Source organism: Brevibacillus antibioticus, from assembly GCF_005217615.1.
In the GTDB taxonomy this organism is placed as follows: domain Bacteria; phylum Bacillota; class Bacilli; order Brevibacillales; family Brevibacillaceae; genus Brevibacillus; species Brevibacillus antibioticus.
In genome coordinates this window covers 3,110,103-3,128,293 of the sequence record NZ_SZNK01000001.1, presented here as the reverse complement: position 1 = coordinate 3,128,293, position 18,191 = coordinate 3,110,103, and the positions used below count along the sequence as shown (strand labels likewise).

The 18,191-nt window shown below is 48.0% G+C and carries 15 protein-coding genes and 1 riboswitch; of the genes, 13 read left to right on the top strand and 2 right to left on the bottom strand.

The features are described 5' to 3' along the window. Positions 1–23 precede the first annotated feature (23 nt). From trxA to E8L90_RS14520, 9 genes are all read left to right on the top strand, one after another. Positions 24–341, top strand: a complete 318-nt coding sequence (gene trxA, locus E8L90_RS14560; RefSeq protein WP_007722428.1) for a thioredoxin — start codon at positions 24–26, stop codon at positions 339–341. A 184-nt stretch (positions 342–525) separates the two neighbouring features. Next, entirely contained in the window at positions 526–1,713 is a 1,188-nt protein-coding gene (locus tag E8L90_RS14555; protein ID WP_137030010.1) for an ABC transporter substrate-binding protein, read from the top strand. Between the two features lie 148 nt (positions 1,714–1,861). After that, a complete protein-coding gene (locus E8L90_RS14550) occupies positions 1,862–2,728 on the top strand; it encodes a branched-chain amino acid ABC transporter permease (RefSeq protein WP_137030009.1) in 867 nt (288 codons plus the stop codon). Between the two features lie 5 nt (positions 2,729–2,733). After that, positions 2,734–3,705, top strand: a complete 972-nt coding sequence (locus tag E8L90_RS14545; protein WP_137030008.1) for a branched-chain amino acid ABC transporter permease — start codon at positions 2,734–2,736, stop codon at positions 3,703–3,705. A 1-nt stretch (position 3,706) separates the two neighbouring features. After that, a complete protein-coding gene (locus E8L90_RS14540; protein WP_137030007.1) occupies positions 3,707–4,468 on the top strand; it encodes an ABC transporter ATP-binding protein in 762 nt (253 codons plus the stop codon). A 1-nt stretch (position 4,469) separates the two neighbouring features. Further along, positions 4,470–5,183: an ABC transporter ATP-binding protein gene (locus E8L90_RS14535; protein ID WP_137030006.1), complete on the top strand. Its 714-nt coding sequence runs from the start codon at positions 4,470–4,472 to the stop codon at positions 5,181–5,183. A gap of 126 nt (positions 5,184–5,309) precedes the next feature. After that, positions 5,310–5,561: a DUF2164 domain-containing protein gene (locus E8L90_RS14530; RefSeq protein ID WP_137030005.1), complete on the top strand. Its 252-nt coding sequence runs from the start codon at positions 5,310–5,312 to the stop codon at positions 5,559–5,561. Between the two features lie 38 nt (positions 5,562–5,599). Further along, a complete protein-coding gene (gene uvrC, locus E8L90_RS14525; protein WP_137030004.1) occupies positions 5,600–7,381 on the top strand; it encodes an excinuclease ABC subunit UvrC in 1,782 nt (593 codons plus the stop codon). 80 nt (positions 7,382–7,461) lie between these two features. Further along, positions 7,462–7,650: riboswitch (Lysine riboswitch) on the top strand. Positions 7,651–7,882: 232 nt separating this feature from the next. Beyond that, positions 7,883–9,124, top strand: coding sequence for an aspartate kinase (locus E8L90_RS14520; protein ID WP_137030003.1), 1,242 nt, complete (start codon positions 7,883–7,885; stop codon positions 9,122–9,124). 49 nt (positions 9,125–9,173) lie between these two features. Here the strand turns inward: E8L90_RS14520 and E8L90_RS14515 are convergent, their stop codons facing one another. After that, the gene (locus E8L90_RS14515) at positions 9,174–9,626 is read right to left on the bottom strand and encodes a YslB family protein (RefSeq protein ID WP_137030002.1); all 453 of its coding nucleotides are present in this window, start codon (positions 9,624–9,626) and stop codon (positions 9,174–9,176) included. A 429-nt stretch (positions 9,627–10,055) separates the two neighbouring features. Here E8L90_RS14515 and E8L90_RS14510 point away from each other — a divergent pair, with 429 nt between their 5' ends. The 3 genes from E8L90_RS14510 to sdhB are packed head-to-tail and all read left to right on the top strand — an operon-like array spanning position 10,056 to position 13,209. Further along, positions 10,056–10,667 carry a succinate dehydrogenase cytochrome b558 subunit gene (locus E8L90_RS14510; protein WP_137030001.1) on the top strand — a complete coding sequence of 204 codons (612 nt, stop codon included), beginning with the start codon at positions 10,056–10,058 and terminating at the stop codon, positions 10,665–10,667. Between the two features lie 19 nt (positions 10,668–10,686). Then, positions 10,687–12,441, top strand: a complete 1,755-nt coding sequence (gene sdhA, locus E8L90_RS14505; protein WP_137030000.1) for a succinate dehydrogenase flavoprotein subunit — start codon at positions 10,687–10,689, stop codon at positions 12,439–12,441. Between the two features lie 18 nt (positions 12,442–12,459). After that, positions 12,460–13,209: a succinate dehydrogenase iron-sulfur subunit gene (sdhB, locus tag E8L90_RS14500; protein WP_012685406.1), complete on the top strand. Its 750-nt coding sequence runs from the start codon at positions 12,460–12,462 to the stop codon at positions 13,207–13,209. A gap of 570 nt (positions 13,210–13,779) precedes the next feature. Here sdhB and E8L90_RS14490 read toward each other — a convergent pair. Beyond that, positions 13,780–14,220 (bottom strand): MarR family winged helix-turn-helix transcriptional regulator, encoded by a 441-nt coding sequence (locus tag E8L90_RS14490; protein WP_137029999.1) that lies wholly within the window; start codon positions 14,218–14,220, stop codon positions 13,780–13,782. Between the two features lie 188 nt (positions 14,221–14,408). On the opposite strand from E8L90_RS14490, the gene E8L90_RS31110 reads away from it, so the two are divergent. Beyond that, positions 14,409–18,140 carry a S8 family serine peptidase gene (locus E8L90_RS31110; protein ID WP_137029998.1) on the top strand — a complete coding sequence of 1,244 codons (3,732 nt, stop codon included), beginning with the start codon at positions 14,409–14,411 and terminating at the stop codon, positions 18,138–18,140. The last annotated feature ends 51 nt before the right edge of the window (positions 18,141–18,191 follow it).

The following is an 18,191-nucleotide window of genomic DNA, read 5'->3' as shown; positions in this document are numbered from 1 at the left end:
GAAATTCAAGGAGGTAACTTCTCATGGCAATTGTAAATGCTACTGATCAAAACTTTTCCCAGGAAGTAGAGCAAGGCGGTACAGTCCTGGTTGACTTCTGGGCTCCATGGTGCGGCCCTTGCAAAATGATCGCTCCTGTACTGGAGCAAATCGACGGTGAAGTGGGCTCCCAGCTCAAAATCGTCAAAGTAAACGTGGATGACAACCCAGATTCTGCTGGTCGTTTTGGCGTAATGTCCATCCCAACCCTGATCGTATTCAAAGACGGTCAACCAGTAGACAAAGTGATCGGCTTCCAACCAAAAGAAGCGCTCATGGCAACTGTAGGCAAACATCTGTAAGAGCAAAACAACGACTGAAGCGGCATAGCAATGTGCCGCTTTTTTATTATGTTTGGATACGGAATTCTGAGCGATCGTTTGTCGAAAAATTAAGTTTACTTGAGCGAAAATAATTGCGTTTTTAGAATACTTTGATTAAACTTCATATATTCAATTTATTTAGAAAATAGAGGGGGCTTTTCTAATGAAGGGATTTCATTTGATGCGCTCGTTGGCGGCGATCTCGCTAGGGGCGGTATTGATGGTCGGATGTTCAAGCGGAGGAAATACAAGTGCTCCGGCAGCAGGAGAAGGTAGCTCTGGACAAGCAGCTAGCGCTGACGGACAAGAGATGCAAGCAAAAATCGGTGTCGTTGGATTCCTCTCAGGGTCTGGTGCAGCCTATGGAGAAGCGCAAAAAGCAGGATTGGAGCTGGCTTTGGACGAGCTGAATGAAGCGAACAAAGGCAAGCTCAAGATCGAACTGAAGTTTGAAGACTCCGCTGGAGAAAAAGAAGGCGCGATTAATGCGGTAAATAAACTGATTAATCAGGATAATGTCGTGGCGATCATTGGACCGACCCTTTCCGGTGAAATGTTTGCTGCAGGACCAGTTGCAAACGAGGCAGAAACTCCGATTTTTGGTATCTCCAACACGTCAGAAGGAATCAATGATATCGGGGAGTACGTGTTCCGCAATTCTTTGCCTGAATCCATTGCAATCCCGACAGCTATGAAAGCAGCTGGGGAGAAAAATGGCTTGAAAAAAGTTGCACTAATCCACGCGTCTAACGATGACTTCTCCGTAAATGGTTACAAGGTCATGAAAGCAACCGCTGAAAAGCTGGGCCTGGAGATTACCAGTGAAGCGACTTTCGCAAATGGCGATGTGGATTTCTCAGCACAATTGACCAAGCTAAAGCAAACAAACCCAGATGCTTTGCTAGTGTCGGCTTTGTACAAGGAAGGCTCCATGGTTGTGAAAAAAGCACGTGAGTTGGGCTTTACAGGGACAATTCTCGGTGGAAATGGCTTTAATAATCCGAAAATTTTTGAAATTGCAGGTCCAGCTGCTGAGGGCTTAATCGTTGCGACTCCTTTCAGCCCTGAAAAGAAAGATGATAAAGTACAAGCCTTCGTGAAAGCATTCGAAGCCAAATACAACAAAAAGCCTGACCAGTTCGCAGCCCAAGCATACGACTCGCTGTACATCATGTCGCAGTCACTGCTTGCCGCAGGAAAAGCAGATCGCGAAGAGTTGCGCGGAAAATTGGCTCAGCTGAAGGACTTCACAGGTGTATCCGGCAAACTGTCTTTTGACGAGAAGCGCAACCCGATTGGTGATGCGGTTGTCGTTGTCGCAAAAGAAGGTAAATTCGTCCCGTTTGAATAGGATCGTGCCCGGGGGCGCTCCGGGCTTTTTTTTCTATCTGTTATCTCGCTGGATCAGAAAGTACCCGATCATGGTCTTCGCTTGCTGATCCAGCGAGAATAACTCCATCATCGTTGGATGGTAACCACTTAACAATGAGGTGAGGCATTTGTTTTGGCAGCAATTGGTCAACGGTTTGACAGTTGGTAGCACTTATTCATTGATTGCATTGGGCTACACGCTCATTTTTGGTGTCTTGGGAATCATTAATATGGCACACGGCCAGATTTTTATTTTTGGATCACTGGTTGGCTTGGTATTGATGACCAGCCTGAATATGCCTTTAGGGGTAGCGTTAATTGTTGCGGTTGTAATATCGGCGATTTTGGGTCTTGTGCTGGAATATACAGCGCTTCGCCCCCTTCGTAAAAAAAATGTACCCCATCTGGCATCCTTGATCAGTACGATCGGATTTGCCATTTTGATGGAGGAAGCCATGCACAAGTTTTTCGGTGCTGACTCCCGAGCGTTCCCACAATCCTTTGGGGATACCACTTTTGACTTGGGACTCGTTCAAATTCGTAGCGTCGATCTCGTTATTTTGGGGATTTCTGTGTTGCTGATGTTCGTCCTGCATTTTTGGATTCAAAAAACGAAAATGGGAAAAGCGATTCGCGCGACGGCTGAAAATACGGATACAGCAAATCTTTTGGGGATTAACACGAATATGGTCATTGTCGTGACCGTCATGCTTGCTTCGGCACTGGGAGGTGTCGCCGGAATTTTGATCGGGATGGCGTACTCTGCGCTCATTCCGACGATGGGGATGACGCTTGGCTTCAAAGGTCTGGCTGTTTTGATTTTAGGTGGGGTAGGCAGCATTCCTGGGGCCATGGTGTGCGGCGTATTGCTCGGGATTATCGAGGTGTTTACCGTCGCGTACGGAGACTCGTCGTATCGGGATGCAGTTGCTTTCGGCTTGATCATTCTCATTTTGCTCTTGAAGCCGGAAGGACTATTTGGACGTAAAGCGTAAGGGAGGTGCAGACATTGGACATTCTCAATCCATATAACTTACAGGTACTGACATTTATTTTATTAAACAGTATTTTGGCGATTAGTATTTACATTACGCTCTCGACGGGCCAGCTTTCTTTGGGACATGCGGGCTTTATGAGCATTGGTGCCTTTACAGCGAGTATTTTGACGAAGCAAGCGGACATGCCGCTGTTTATCGCCATCATAATTGGCGGACTGGCGGCAGGGCTGATTGCCCTGCTGATCGGTGCTCCTACATTGAAGCTCCACGGCTTGTACCTGGCGATTGCTACGCTTGGCTTTGGTGAAGTGATTCGCGTTGTTTTTCTCAATATGGAGATTACAAATGGCGCTCTTGGATTGACCGGACTTCAATCGATTGGCAATTACTTGTACGATTTTGAAAAAGCAATGGGGTTAAAAGCGCAAGCCTTTGGCATTTCGGTCATGCAAATGAAGTCATTATCGACCTTTTTGTTTATGCTGCTTCTGTTTGCCTTCGTCCTTTTCCTGACACTGCGTCTGAACCGTTCTCGTCTCGGGCGTGCTTTTGAAGCGATCAAAGCAGATGAAACGGCGGCACGAGCGATGGGATTGCAAGTCAACTATTATAAGATGCTTGCTTTTGTGATCGGTTCCATTTTGGCAGGGGTGTGTGGAGGATTGTTCGCTCACATTACGACGACCATTACGCCAGATGATTTTAACTATCATAAAGTCGTAGAGATTTTGTCGTATGCCGTGATTGGCGGCAGCGAAGTGGTATGGGGGCCGCTGTTTGGTGCCTTGGTTTTGACAGCACTGCCGGAGGTACTGCGGGGTTTGGCTGAGTATAAAATGCTCATGTACGGTTTGATCATGGTCGGTGTAATGGCGTTCCGTCCGCATGGCTTGATCGGTGCCGACACGTTCCAAAAGCTGTTCAAGCGTCGTCGGGGCAAGTCATCGGACAAGGAAGCGAAGGGGGGAGTATAAGATGTTGCTGGAACTTGCAAACGTAGGAAAAAGCTTTGGCGGCATCACCGCTCTTCGTGACGTTTCTTTTGCGGTCGGAGAGGGTGAAATTGTCGGCTTAATTGGTCCGAATGGGGCGGGAAAAACGACTATTTTCAATATGGCAACGGGCATATTCGAACCAACGACGGGAACCTTTACTTTTGCCGGACAGAAGCTAAATGGAATGGCGCCTAACAAAATTACCGAAATGGGGATTGCAAGGACGTTCCAAAATATTCGCTTATTCGGTCACATGAGTGCATTGGATAACGTGAAGGTAGGATGTCATTCGCGAATGAAGGCCGGCTTCTGGGCTTCCCTTTTGAAAACATCGGGACAACGTGCGGAAGAAAAGGCCGTGACCAAAAAAGCAGAGGAGCTCCTTGAATTCGTAGGCTTGTCTGACATAGCTGACGTCCGCTCGGATACATTGGCGTACGGTCAACAACGGCGTCTAGAGATTGCACGGGCACTGGCTACGGAACCAAAACTCTTGCTATTGGACGAGCCTGCTGCAGGAATGATCGAGACCGAGACGAAAGCGCTCATGGAGCTGGTCAAAAAAATTCGCGATGATGGGACGACTGTTTTGTTGGTCGAACACGATATGGGATTAGTCATGAACCTGTGTGAAAAGGTCGTATGTATCAACTTTGGGGTCAAAATTGCTGACGGCACCCCGGCTGAGGTACAAAACAATCCAGATGTGATTGAAGCCTACCTCGGTAAGGAGGACGAATAAGATGCTGAATATACAAAGCTTGACGACCTCCTACGGTCAAATCAAGGCGATTCGCGGGATAACGCTGGAAGTGCCTGAGGGCAAAATCGTCTCGCTAATCGGGGCGAACGGAGCGGGTAAAACCACAACCATGCGTACGATCGCAGGTCAACTGAAGCCTGAAGCAGGAGCGATAACGTTTTGTGGTCAACGGATAGAGGGTTCGAGACCCCATCAGATCGTGAAAGCCGGATTGGCGTTAGTTCCAGAAGGGCGTGCAATCCTCGGGAAGATGACCGTGCTGGAAAACCTGGAGATGGGCGCATTCCAGCGCAACGATGCACAAGGCATCAAGGACGACATGGAAAAGATGATGGCCTGGTTCCCCATCCTCAAGGAGCGTCTTTCTCAATTGGGAGGGACGATGTCTGGCGGTCAGCAGCAAATGCTAGCCATTGCCCGCGCATTGATGTCTCGACCGAAGCTGCTGCTTTTGGACGAGCCGTCGATGGGCTTGGCTCCTATTGTGGTGGCGGACATTTTCAAGGTGATCAAAGAAATCAATGCGGAAGGAACGACCGTCCTTATCGTGGAGCAAAATGTCAAACAGGCCCTCAAAATCGCTGATTACGGGTATGTACTGGAGGCAGGGCAAATCGTATTGGACGGTACAGGAGAATCATTGTTGAACGACGAACGTGTAAAAGAGGCATATTTGGGCGGTCGCAAGCACTAGGTCTGCCTATAAAAAACTGTCGCCATGGAATGAGGCGGCAGTTTTTTTCGTATTGATTCCATGGTACTATGAAGGATAGAACGTATATTCTCTTATGATGCGAAAAAGGGAAGGAAGCCGGATACGATGCCAGCCAAATTGACGAGAGAGCAAATGGAATATCTTGTTCATCAAGTACAACGCTATTTTAAAGAAGAACGGTCGGAGACACTCGGCAATTTGGAGACGGAAGAGTTGATTGACTTTTTTTCAAAAGAGCTCGGCCTCTTCTATTACAATCAAGGGGTGCAAGACAGCCGGAAGCTGTTGATGGAACGGATGAGTTCCTTAGAAGATGAACTGTATGTATTGGAAAAGCCAATCCACAAGAACAAATAGATGCAAGGCAGATATAGAGCAAAGAGGAGGGAGCAGCCATGAACAGCTCCTTAAAAGATAAACTGGCCGTCCTGCCAGATAAGCCGGGCTGCTACCTGATGAAAAATGCGAGCGGGGAAATCATTTACGTAGGAAAAGCCAAGGTGCTGAAAAACCGCGTCCGCTCTTATTTTACAGGCAGTCATAACGGGAAGACGCAGCTGTTGGTCAGTGAGATCGTGGACTTTGAGTACATTGTGGTATCCTCCGCGATTGAGGCGCTCATTCTCGAGTGCAACCTGATCAAGGAGCACGACCCGCGTTACAATGTCATGCTCCGCGACGACAAGACGTATCCGTACATCAAAATTACGAATGAGGCGCAGCCACGCCTGGAGATTACCCGTAAGGTATTAAAAGATAAAGCTAAGTATTTCGGGCCATATCCGAATGCCGGAGATGCCTCCGAGGTGAAGAAGCTGCTGGATCGACTCTATCCGTTGCGAAAATGCCGCAATATGCCCAAGCAGGTTTGTCTTTACTACCATTTGGGACAATGTCTTGCGCCCTGTGTGTACGAGGTATCGGCAGAGGAAAATCAGCGTTTGGTGGATGAAATCAGCCGGTTCCTCGATGGTGGCCATGAGGAAATGAAGCAAACCCTCACGGAAAAAATGCTGCAAGCTGCAGAAAACATGGAGTTCGAACGCGCCAAGGAATATCGCGATCAGATCAAGAGCATCGAAGCCGTAATGGAGAAGCAGAAGATCACGTTCAACGATACGGTAGACCGCGACATTATCGGGTTTGCTGTGGAAAAAGGCTGGATGTGCATTCAGTTGTTCTATATGCGAAAAGGGAAGATGATCGAGCGTCAGACGACTTCCTTTCCATACTATGGCAGCGAAATCGAAGACTTCATGTCTTATGTGAGCCAGTTCTATTACGACAAGCAAAATGCACTGCCAAAAGAAATTTTGCTCCCGCAAGAGAGTGAACCGGAGCTTTTGAGTGAATGGCTGGGCATCAAAGTCCATGCGCCGAAAAGGGGCAAAAAGCATGAGCTCGTGATGATGGCTTCCGAGAACGCCCGTATAGCTTTGCAGGAGAAGTTCGCGCTGATGTCCAAGGACGATGCTCGTACGGTCCAAGCGGTACACAATCTCGGTCACATTTTAGGAATTCCGGTTCCTCATCGAATTGAAGCGTTTGACAACTCCAACATTCAAGGAACAGAGCCTGTGTCTGCGATGATTGTCTTTACAGACGGCCGCCCTGATAAAAAGGAATACCGCAAATTCAAGATCAAAACCGTCGAAGGGCCAGATGATTACGGCTCCATGCGCGAAGTCGTTCGCCGTCGTTACTCTCGCCTGCTGAAAGAAAACCAGCCGATGCCTGACCTGATTGTGATCGATGGTGGAAAAGGCCAAATCAGTGCGGCTATGGATGTGCTGGAAAACGAGCTGGGTCTCTATATTCCCGTCTGTGGACTCGCGAAGGATGAGAAGCACCGCACCGCTCAGCTCATGTACGGAGATCCGCCAGAGCCTGTGAATCTTAGACGTGATAGCTATGAATTTTATTTGTTGCAACGCATCCAAGATGAAGTCCACCGTTTTGTTATTACATTCCACAGACAATCCCGGACGAAAACGATGCTCTCCTCACAGTTGGATGAGATCCCGGGTATTGGTGAAAAACGACGCAAGCTGTTGTTCTCTCATTTTGGCTCGTTGAAAAAAATGCGCGAGGCGACCGTCGAAGACTTCCGCCAATTAGGGATCGGCGACAAGCTGGCGAAAGAAATCATCGGGCATCTGCGCAAGCTGGACACATGAGTTCAAAAAGGAATTGATCCATTTTTAGACTCATGATATAATCCGATTCAAACAGAATAGTTAGCCTCACTTCCATTATGGAGTGAGGTAGAGGCGCGAAAACCAAGAGTACCACCCTGAGATCGGGTATCTGTGAAGGGGACGGGAAAGGGGAATTCGCCGAAGTGTGGAGGGAAACCCGCTTTTCTCCATGCTGGGTCTGCGTTGAACAAATGCAGGACTGTCATCTGCACTTTTGACCAATTGTCAGATGGAGAGCTATCTCACGGTGTGTCAATGTGAGTTTTGATGGTGATAACTGTCAATCTTCGTTGTCCGCGTGTATTGGGAGGGAGGAACCGGTATGTCGAAACAATAGGCAGCGGCAGGTCTTATTCCTTGTCGGTGCCTTTTTTTGTAAAATAAAAATGCAAGACTTTTCCTTATAGAGAGAATAGTGAAAAACCATACAATACGAGATAAATACCAATATTGGATATGAGAAAAAGGGAGAGAAGCCGCATGGGGTTGATCGTGCAGAAATACGGAGGCACCTCTGTAGGTACCATTGAGCGAATTTTGCGAGTTGCGGATCGAATTATCAGCTACAAAGAGGAAGGACATGATGTGGTAGTCGTTGTTTCTGCAATGGGCAAATCTACTGACGTGTTGGTAGACATGGCCAAGCAGATTAACGCATACCCATCCGAGCGTGAAATGGATATGCTGCTGACTACAGGGGAGCAGGTTTCGATCGCGCTTTTGTCGATGGCTTTGCATACAAAAGGCTACGATGCCATTTCTCTTACGGGCTGGCAAGCTGGAATCACCACGGAGGCGATTCACGGAAGAGCACGGATCAAGCAGATTGAGCCAGAGCGGATTCAATCTGAGCTCGGCCGTGGTCGTGTGGTGATCGTGGCAGGATTCCAAGGGATCAGTGACGAAGGTGAAATCACGACGCTCGGCCGCGGTGGATCGGATACATCTGCGGTTACACTCGCAGCGAGCTTGAACGCTGAGAAATGCGAAATCTTTACGGACGTGTCCGGGGTGTATACAGCTGATCCGCGAATGGTTCCAGCTGCGAGCAAGCTGGATACAATCTCGTATGATGAGATGCTGGAGCTGGCGAACCTTGGTGCAGGGGTTCTTCATCCGAGGTCAGTAGAGGCTGCGAAAAAATACAAGGTAAGGCTGGTCGTCCGCTCCAGCTTTACTGCCGAAGATGGTACGTACGTTGAGGAGGTTGCCAACATGGAAACAGGTAGAGTAGTAAGTGGAGTTGCACACGATGAAGATGTAGCCAAAATCACGGTTGTCGGCATGCCTGCCAGGGTCGGGACGCTCTCCCGTTTGTTCAATACACTGGCGGACAATCAAGTGAACGTCGATATTATTATCCAAAGCTCTTATGATGCTACTGTTACAAATATTTCTTTTACAGTTGCAGCGGATGACCTGAAAAAAGCACTGGATACGCTAGACAGAAACAAAAACGAGCTTGGCTTTGAAAAAATCGATTTCGAGGAAAGCTTGACCAAAGTATCCATTGTTGGCTCTGGAATGATCAACAATCCAGGAGTAGCTGCCGAAATGTTCCGCGTTCTGGCAGAAAAAGAAATTTCTATTAAAATGGTATCAACTTCTGATATCAAAGTTTCTTGCGTCATTCCAGCAGCTTTGACAGAGCAGGCTGTTCGTAGTCTTCATTCGGCCTATGGTCTGGATGTTGAGGAAACCGCAGTCGTGCACGGAGTATAAAAGATGGATGCTCCCTCTCCCTTTATTACAGGTAGAGGGGGCATTTTGTTCATGAAGCCACTTGTACAGAGATACGTATGTCAGAAGAGCTTTCCATTTCGATTTTGCTGAACGCTTCTCTTTCTTTCCACTGCTCAATCATACCAGCAATAATCCCGGCTTCAAAGGAAAGACTGCATCCCAGTCTTTCTATAGACTGATAGCTAAAAATGGAATGGTTGAGTGAATAGACGATAGTTTGCCCGGTCTCCTCTACGACGTCTAGCTGGCCTAATCCGAGCCGTATAAAAGGCATAATTGGACCTGTTGCAGATTGAATGGGGATTTGGCGGCCCATATTTTTTCCTATCCAATAGAGAATATGGTTTTCACTATCGCCTAGCAGGGTGCTAGTCAGCGTTTCGCGTAGAAGATGATAGCCAAGATAGGGCATATTCATTCTCTCAGCATAGGGAATGGTCTCTGGCGGCAACAGTGCTGCGAGCTGATCCTTCTCTTTCATATGTGCTTCCCTCCTGTCTGTACTAGATTATGAGGAGGGACCCGCATTCATGACATCGTAATAGAAAAAATAGCTGGACTAAACAAAGTTATTCTATCAATGTATTTAGTACATTGATTATCTTGACGCTCTGTGTCGACAAGAGTACAATTGGATTTGGTCAAAGTTTTGCCCAACTTTTTCTCGAATTTTGACACATTCCGACAAATTCATTTGATCTAGTGAACGCAGTCTTTTATATGAACAGCGTCAAGATGTTGTTCATAAAATGATCGTGGCGGTTTTGCTATGTCTAATGGGTGAGGCAATGGGTTAGGATATTGGGGAAAGGTCTATCAAAACGGTCGAAGCCGTTTTGGACCGCTTGCGGTAACGCTTGACGTTTTTCACAGAATTAAGAGTTACATACATTGAAAGGGGGACCATTTTATGGCGAAAGGCCATAGCTTTCTCAGTCACAAGCTCCACTCACTTCTTGGTTTGTTACCGATCGGGCTCTTCCTGCTGTTTCACTTGACAGCCAACTATCAAGCGACCCGTGGAGCCGAAGCTTTTAATCAAACAGTTGGTTTGATTGAAAATGTTCCATTCGTACTGGTGCTTGAATTTGCTTTTATCTACCTCCCGATCTTGTTTCACGCTGTTTACGGTCTCTACATTGCGTTCCAAGCGAAACAAAACGTAGGGAACTTCGGTTACTTCCGAAACCAAATGTTCTTGTGGCAACGCGTTACAGGAGTCATTACCCTTATTTTTATTGTTTGGCACGTTTGGGAAACCCGTATCCAAAAAGCAATGGGTGCACACGTGGATTTTGACATGATGGCAAACATTTTGAGCAGTCCTGCAATGATCGTATTCTACACAATCGGGATTATTAGCACGACTTTCCACTTCTCCAACGGACTGTGGTCGTTCCTGGTTCACTGGGGAATTACAGTTGGGCCGCGTTCCCAGCGCATTGCAACATTCCTGACTTTGGGCGTATTCGTAATTGTAACCTTCATCGGCTTGCGTGCGATGTCGGCTTTCATTTTGTAGGGATAGGGGGACAAAACTCATGGCAAAAGGTAAACTGATCATTGTCGGTGGAGGTTTGGCCGGCTTGATGGCTACCATCAAAGCAGCAGAAAAAGGCATTCCTGTTCAGCTGTTCTCCCTGGTTCCGGTAAAACGTTCCCACTCTGTCTGTGCACAGGGCGGTATTAACGGTGCGGTAAATACCAAAGGGGAAGGCGACTCCACATGGGAGCACTTCGACGATACAGTATATGGCGGCGACTTCTTGGCAAACCAACCGCCAGTTAAAGCAATGTGTGATGCAGCACCTGGCATCATCTATATGTTGGACCGTATGGGCGTTATGTTTAACCGTACGCCAGAAGGTCTGTTGGACTTCCGTCGTTTCGGGGGAACCAAGCATCACCGTACCGCTTTTGCGGGTGCGACAACTGGACAACAGCTTTTGTACGCATTGGACGAACAAGTACGCCGTTATGAAGCTGAAGGTCTGGTAACCAAGTACGAATATTGGGATTTCCTCGGAGCCGTTTTGGACGATACAGGAACCTGTCGCGGGATTACTGCACAAAACATGCGTTCCGGTGAAATTCAATCCTTCCGTGCAGATGCCGTTATTTTGGCAACAGGCGGACCTGGTATCATCTTCGGTAAATCGACCAACTCCATTATCAACACAGGTACAGCAGCGTCTGCGGCGTATCAACAAGGGGTTATCTACTCCAATGGTGAGATGATCCAAATTCACCCAACGGCAATCCCGGGCGACGACAAGCTGCGTCTGATGTCGGAGTCTGCTCGTGGTGAGGGTGGCCGTGTATGGACGTACAGAGACGGTAAGCCTTGGTACTTCCTGGAAGATAAATACCCTGCATACGGAAACTTGGTTCCGCGTGACATCGCGACTCGCGAAATCTTCTCCGTTTGCGTAGATATGAAGCTGGGTATCAACGGCGAAAACATGGTATACCTCGACCTGTCCCATAAAGATCCAAAAGAACTGGATGTAAAATTGGGCGGTATTATCGAGATTTACGAGAAATTCGTTGGGGATGACCCACGTAAAGTTCCAATGAAGATTTTCCCTGCGGTTCACTACTCCATGGGCGGTATGTGGGTAGACTACAACCAAATGACCAATATCCCTGGTTTGTTTGCAGCAGGTGAGTGCGATTACTCTCAGCACGGTGCAAACCGTTTGGGTGCGAACTCCCTCTTGTCCGCAATCTATGGCGGTATGGTAGCAGGTCCAAAAGCGATCGAGTACATCAAAGGCTTGAACAAATCCTCTGATGACCTGTCTTCCACGCTCTTCGACGGCTTCACAAGCAAAGAGCAAGCGAAATACGACAGCATTCTGAAAATGGACGGAACAGAAAATGCTTACCTGATCCACAAGGAACTGGGTGAGTGGATGACTGACAACGTAACGGTAGTACGTTACAACGACCGTCTGCAAAAAACGGATGATAAGATCGTTGAACTGATGGAACGCTACAAGAAAATTAACATCAACGATACGAATAAATGGAGCAACTCTGGTGCTGCGTTTACCCGTCATCTGTGGAACATGCTCGCACTGTCCCGCGCGATCACAATCGGTGCGCTCAAGCGCGACGAGAGCCGCGGTGCTCACTACAAGCCTGACTTCCCTGAGCGTGATGACGAAAACTTCATGAAGACGACAATGGCGAAGTTCAATGCTGAAACGACTGCGCCTGAAATCTACTATGAAGACATCGACGTATCCCTGATCGCACCACGTAAGCGTGACTATACGTCTGACAAGAAATAAGAGAGGAGGAAACTGATCATGGCAGAAAAATTGATTCATTTGATTATCACTCGTCAAGATAGCCCTGACAGCACTCCGTACAAGGAAGAGTTCAAAATCCCTTACCGTCCTGGTATGAACGTGATCAGTGCTTTGATGGAGATTCAACGTAATCCACTCAACGCACAAGGTCAAAAAACGTCTCCAGTCAACTGGGAATCGAACTGCTTGGAAGAAGTATGCGGTGCGTGCTCGATGGTTATTAACGGAAGACCTCGCCAAGCTTGTTCGGCACTGGTTGATAAACTGGAACAGCCGATTCGTCTTGAGCCAATGAGCACCTTCCCTGTACAGCGTGACTTGTCGATTGACCGCAGCCGCATGTTCGATGCGCTGAAACGTGTAAAAGCGTGGGTTCCAATCGATGGTACGCATGATCTGGGACCAGGTCCTCGTATGCCGGAAGTTGAACGTCAATGGGCGTACGAGCTTTCGAAGTGCATGACGTGCGGTGTTTGCTTGGAAGCTTGCCCGAACGTGAATGCGAAGTCTGACTTCATTGGTCCGTTCGCAATTTCACAGGTTCGTCTGTTCAACCAGCACCCAACGGGTATGATGAACAAGCATGAGCGCCTGGAAGCTCTGATGGAAGATGGCGGTATCGGTGATTGCGGTAACTCGCAAAACTGCGTACAAGCATGTCCAAAAGGCATTCCGCTGACAACTTCGATCGCTCACATGAACAAAGAAACAACCAAACATGCTGTGAAGAAGTTCTTCTTCTCCTAATTGTTTGCAATAGAAAAGGCGTGCACCGGTGATCCGGAGTGCACGCCTTTTTTTCATGTCGCTGTAATGGAGAGAAGAATATTTCAAGTCTAGGCTCCAGGCTCCGTCCTGCTGGGGGTTGAGACTGTCCGCTCCGAAGGGATTCGCGGGGAAACGCAAAAGTAGTAGCCGCTACGTCGCGCGGGCACGGTTGCGTTTCTTTTGCCCGCGAATCCCTTCTCCGCTCGGTAGGACTCCACAAGTCGCTACGCCTGGAAATATTCTTCTCGGTCGTAACAGATGAGGTATTTCATTCTTTAAAGGATTTAAAAAATCGGATCACATGGAAAGTTCGTAGAGGAAACAGGAGAAAAAAGCGAAGATCTTTGGTACACCGACCGAGACGCAATGCAAAAAGAGAAACACGCTCTTAAGCGTCCACCTCTGAGAAGCATCCTGAAAGGACCACTTTGGACGCGGTTTCGCTTTTTGCGTGGAGTCGGGCAGTGAATCCGCCAGCGGGTGGGACAAGAATCTGAGCGTTTTCTCCTGTTTTCTCCCCACCACAACAGCAACGTACAAGGAGTCTATTCAATCCGCCTCGATAACCGCCGCCATCGCCAGCTTTTCAAAGATGCTGACGAACTGCTGGAGTTCATCCTCGCTGAGGTGAGAAAACATTTTATTTAGTTGTTCTCTCCGATTCTGCTTGGCTACTTGCAGAATTTTTTTTCCAGAATCACGCAAACTGATGTAAACGACTCGGCGATCTTCCTCATCACGATCGCGGGAGACAAAACCGTGTTTATCCAAACGGTCGACCATTGCTGTGATGGCGCTTGGTTTGACCCCCATTGATTCGGCCAATTCTCCAACCGTGCATTTTTCCTTCTGTTCCAACTGATGAAGAATGTAAAATTGCGGGCCAGTTAAACCAGAGACAGGTTCGGCTAATTGCGTTCCCATCGTGCGCGTAATGGTACGAAACGCCTCCTGCAAGCGCTCAAGTGTATCTGTAGAGGGGGAGAGCATCTCTAATCGTCTCCTTATTTGATCTATTTCTTCGTGAAAGGGAATATTTGATATGTAATATTTAACGTACTTAAATATAGGCTGAAATTACTTCGTTTGTCAACCTTCACGAAAAGAAGGGAATACCTAAGCGATTCCTAGTGAAAACTGAAAACATAATGGAATGACTTCCAGCAAGGGGGCAAACGATGAAGAAAAAGGTATGCAGCATTGGATTGATATTGGCTTTGCTTCCCGCAACGACTGTCAGCACAACAGCGTTTGAAGGTACGGCGACCATTCGCACGCAGATTTTGCAGGATCTCGCGGAAATGCACCAGCCATTACATACAGGCAAGGCGGACAAGGAATACAAAACGAAGGCAGATGAATGGCAACGACAAGAACTGCTACTGCGAGGTGAGCAATTAAAATCCGCGCCTGTCGATTCGCTGGAAATGATTGAGGCGACAAAGGCTTGGGAGGAAGCGGGGGTAAAAGGGGAAGGGGTGCTCGTTTCCGTGATCGATACGGGCGTCAATCCGCGCCACCCCGATTTGCCTGCCCCACATGATAGGCGTTCAGCCATGCAAAAGTCAGGCTCCTCCCAGAAGGTGATCCCTGGCTTTAACTGGGCTGACCGTACACAAACAACGGAAGACGTATCGGAATCTCAGCATGGTATCCATGTGGCGGGAATTATTGGTGCGAACGGAAAAGTAAAAGGGGTTGCACCTGAAGCCCAGCTCATCAGCCAAAAAGTATTTTCCAATTATCAAAGCGAGGTTCCAGGGCTAGGTGAATCGATTTTATTTGCGATTAATGATTCCATTACGAAAAAAGCAGATGTCATCAACTTGAGTCTCGGTTCCTCAGCGGGCTATGTGGATGAAACAAATGTGGAGCAAATGGCTGTGAAGCGAGCAGTCGATAATGGAATCGTAGTCGTAGCAGCCGCCGGCAATGATGCGTATTTCGGCAGTGATAAGGTACGAGCACAGAATCCGGATATCGCTATGATCGGTTCTCCAGGCTTGAGTCCTGATGCGTTTTCAGTTGCTTCTGTCAACGCTACAGCACTGGCTGGCTATAGCTTCACGGTGCAAGGGGTACCCGGTATGGAGAAAGTCGTGTACTTATCGGGCTATGTGGAAGGCGGGGGTGCAATAAACCCAGTCATGACGCTGATGAAGCCGTATCCGCTCGTCTATATGGGGAAAGGGAAGAAGGAAGACTACAATGTTTCCGTAAAAGATAAAGTGGTATTGCTCGAGCGAGGCGATATTTCATTCGACGACAAGCTTCGTCTCGCCAAAGAAGCAGGAGCTGTTGGCGCCGTCATCTACAACAATGAAATGGGACCACTCATTATCAGTGCGGAGCATGCCAAACAAATCCCGGCTGTTTCTATTTTGAAGCACATGGGCGAGAAAATGGCACAAGCGATTAAGAAAGGCAAGAAAGTGACGGTCTCCTTTAACGGTGAATATGGACAAAATTCAATGCCTTATCCAGACGGAGGGACGATCTCCGCTTTTTCATCATGGGGACCAACACCCGATTTGCAGTTCAAACCGGAGATTGCAGCTCCAGGTGGGGGCATCTTGTCACTCACGCGAGAGTCCGAATATGCCGTGAAAAGTGGTACGTCAATGGCAACCCCACATGTGGCAGGCGGGATGGCTTTGCTGAAGCAAGGCTATCTCAAGCAAGGGCGGAACCTGCAAGGCAGATCACTTGTCGATACGTTAAAGGCTGCGGCCATGAATACAGCAGAACCGATTATCGATCCCCAAATCAGTGTACCCGCAGCGGATAAAGAGAAAGTAAAAAAAGTACCTTACAGCCCACGGGTTCAAGGGGCAGGATTAATGCAAATCGTAAAAGCGATCAAGACCCCAGCCATTGTTGTGACTGCAAAAGGAAAAGCGGGCGTCTCGTTAGGAGAGATCGGGAATTCAACGACCTTTTCTCTGTTTATTACTAACAAGTTTGGCAAAAAACCGATTACGTATCAGCTGCAAAATGAATTTGGCGTCTTGACTGACTTGCGCAAGAATGGGCTCAACATGCTGACCGATACCCTTTTCGAGGGGGCAGAACTGCAATTTTCCGCACCTAAGATTACCGTTGCGCCAGGGAAATTAGAGGAAGTAAAGGTAACGCTCACGATTCCGAAAGGCTCCTCACGCAATCAATTTGCGGAAGGATTTATTTCCTTTCAACCAGATGATAAGGAGCTGCCTACATTGCGCACGCCGTTTTATGGCTTCTACGGCGATTGGGATGAACCAAGAATTATGGATCAGCCCGTATGGGAGGCAGAAAGCCAGGAAAAACGAACAGGTGTCAAGACGAGCTGGTACCACGATAAACGCAATGACAAGTGGCGCTATCGGGATTATCTAGGAGTTACAGGTGTCAAAGCCGATGGCGGTGCGAAAATTGATCCTAATCATATTGCCTTTTCGCCAAACGGGGATGGGCATTACGATGTCGCTGCTCCTTCGATTACATTTTTGCGCAATGCCCGACATATTATCGTCGAAGTAACAGACCAGTCAGGCAAGCCGATTCGGACTCTTGTGCGTGATGAAAAGGTGAGCAAGTACGACCAATCCAAGCTGGGGACGCCCTACTATTATACGGAAAGGGAAGCGTGGAGCTGGGACGGAAAGATCTTTTCACCACAAAAAGGCGCCTATATACAGGCACCCGATGGACAGTACCAATTCTCCATTAAGGCCAAAATAGACGACCGCAATGCAAATTGGCAATCGATGACACTCCCCATCCGCGTGGATACAAAAGCTCCTGTGATTACAGCTTCTGTGTCAGGAAACCGGGTTCAGTGGAGTAGCCGCGATAAAGATATCCAGGCCTATTTCCTTTATGTAAACGGCAAAAGGGTAGGAGGCCCCTATTCGCCCAAAGTGTCCAGCACACTTATTAATCAGCCGGATAAAAAAATGAGCGTGGTAGCGTATGATTACGCGGGGAATATCAGTGTGGCACATATAAACGGGAAAAGCGACAGCACCCCGCCATTTGTGGAGTTCCCAGATGATTTGTTTCCTTATTTAAAAATATCCAAGCAGCCAGATGTGGCCTTTAGGGGCAAAGTGACAGGCGAGGATATGATGGACAGAGTGCGCTTGTCGATTAACAAAACGCCTGTAAAGCTGTCGGCGGATGGCTCCTTTGAAACCATCCTGCGATTAACGGAAGGTCTCAACTATGTGATGTACAGTGCAATGGATATGTATGGAAACAAACGCCAATTCACGCAGCGGGTCATCGTCGATACGAATCCTCCGACACTGCAATTGCTAAACGATGGTAGCGAGGACGTACAGTTCGATCCAGCAACCAAGAACATGCTGGTTCCGGTCCGCTTCATGTACAGAGATCAAACATACAAGGGTCAGGTAAGTATCAATGGGCAAATCGTGTCCTACTTTGAAGAAGAGCAATTGGAAATCCCTGCGCAAAAATATGTAATGCAAATTTTGAGTATGAAGCAGGGAGAAAATCGCATTTTGCTCGAAGGGAAAGACGGTGCAGGCAATCAAAGCATGTTACTGGTGTATGCGTATGTCGATGCCAATTCAGGTGCGGTTGTCATAAGCAATGGGGAGCAGCGTATATCCTATAAGGCGCGCACAGTACCAGCTCCGACGATACAGCTACCGAACAAACAGCTAGAAGGGCAGGAAGGTCAAGCACTGCCTATCGAAGGGAAAGTGACAGGTGCTGGTGCTGTTAACCTCCAAATCAACTACGGATCAAAGAGCTTTCAGACCAACGCGAATGATCAAGGGCTATTTCGCTTGGTGCTTCATGAGGTAGAGGAAGGCAAGCAAAAAGTGACGGTTGTAGCCACCGATGCGCTGGGGAGGGAAGCCCGGGCGGAGATGAACGTCATCGGAAAGAAAAAATAGGGTAGCGGGCCCGTCAGTAGCAGATAAACGGCTATTGCCGGGCCAAATTTT